Raw genomic sequence first — 1,244 nt, 5'->3', positions numbered from 1 at the left:
CCGCGGCGCGGGCACCGGCAGCGGCCTCGGCCTGGCGCTGGTCGCCCAGCACGTCCAGCGGCACGGCGGCAGCGTGCGCGTCGAGGACCGGCCGGGCGGCGGCGCGCGGTTCGTGGTGGAGATCCCGGAGGCCGACCGATGAGGACCGCGGCGCTCGCGCTGACCTGCCTGGTCCTCCTCACCTCGTGCGGCGTCACCACGCAGGACGAGCCGCGACCGCTGGTCACGTCCACGGCGAACCCCGTGCCGACGCCCACCCTCACCCAGCGGCCCGACCCGACCACGCTCCCGTCGTCCACCGCCACGACGACGCCCTCCCCCGTCCCGACGTCCACGACGACCCTCGGCACGCCGTGAGCACCGGCGACCCGGATGACGGGCGGGTGCGACGGCGGGCGTGGGTCCGAGGCTTGGCCGTGGTGGCTATCGTGGCGCTGGTGGTCGGTGGTGGCGCCTTCGCGTTCCAGCGCAAGCTCGTGTTCCTGCCGTCCGGCGGGCCGGTGGGCGACGCCTCCGCGGTCCTGCCCGGCGGGCGGGACGTCACGCTCGTCACCGTCGACGGCCTGCGCCTGACGGCCTGGCACTTCGCCGTCCCCTCGGCTCGCGCCGCGGTCCTGGTCGCGCCGGGCAACGCCGGGAACCGGGCGTTGCGGGCGCCGCTCGCCCGCGCCCTCACCGCACGCGGCCTGTCCGTGCTGCTGCTCGACTACCGCGGCTACGGCGGCAACCCCGGCGACCCGACCGAGGCCGGGCTGGCGCTGGACGTCCGCGCGGCCCGCGAGTTCCTGGTCCGCGACGCCGCCGTGCCGCCCGACCGGCTCGTGTACTTCGGCGAGAGCCTGGGCTCGGCGGTGGTCGCGGAACTCGCCGTCGAGCACCCGCCGGCGGCGCTGGTGCTGCGCTCGCCGTTCGTGGACCTCGCCGCGGTCGGCCGGGTGCACTACCCGTTCCTGCCGGTCCGGTGGCTGCTGCTGGACGAGTTCGCGACCGCGGCGCACGTGGCGCGGGTCCGGGCGCCGGTCACCGTCGTCCACGGCACGTCGGACACGATCGTCCCGCCCGACCAGAGCCGCGCTGTGGCGTCGGCGGCCGGGGCGCGGGTCGTCGAGGTGGCGGGGGCCGACCACAACGACCGCGCGTTGCTGGACGGCCCGGAGCTGGTGCACGCCATCGCGGCGGCGGCCGGGGGCTGAGCGACTACCAGGACGCGTCCGGTGCCGGCGCGTCTTCCGGCAGCGGCACGG

At 77.5% G+C, this 1,244-nt stretch carries 3 protein-coding genes; all 3 read left to right on the top strand.

Annotated elements, in window-relative coordinates; all coding sequences use genetic code 11:
* A partial coding sequence (locus ACFQ3T_RS36695) for an ATP-binding protein (protein WP_380730786.1) occupies positions 1–142 on the top strand: 142 nt, incomplete at its 5' end.
* Complete coding sequence (locus ACFQ3T_RS36690; RefSeq protein WP_380730784.1) at positions 139–357, top strand: hypothetical protein; 219 nt, start codon at positions 139–141, stop codon at positions 355–357. The genes ACFQ3T_RS36695 and ACFQ3T_RS36690, both read left to right, overlap by 4 nt.
* A 71-nt stretch (positions 358–428) precedes the next feature.
* Positions 429–1,193, top strand: coding sequence for an alpha/beta hydrolase (locus ACFQ3T_RS36685; protein WP_380730782.1), 765 nt, complete (start codon positions 429–431; stop codon positions 1,191–1,193).
* Positions 1,194–1,244: the final 51 nt, after the last annotated feature.

The organism is Saccharothrix hoggarensis (assembly GCF_042678885.1).
Taxonomy (GTDB): Bacteria; Actinomycetota; Actinomycetes; order Mycobacteriales; family Pseudonocardiaceae; genus Actinosynnema; species Actinosynnema hoggarensis.
Note: the sequence above shows the minus strand (reverse complement) of the source record. Positions and strands in the feature narration are given on the sequence as shown.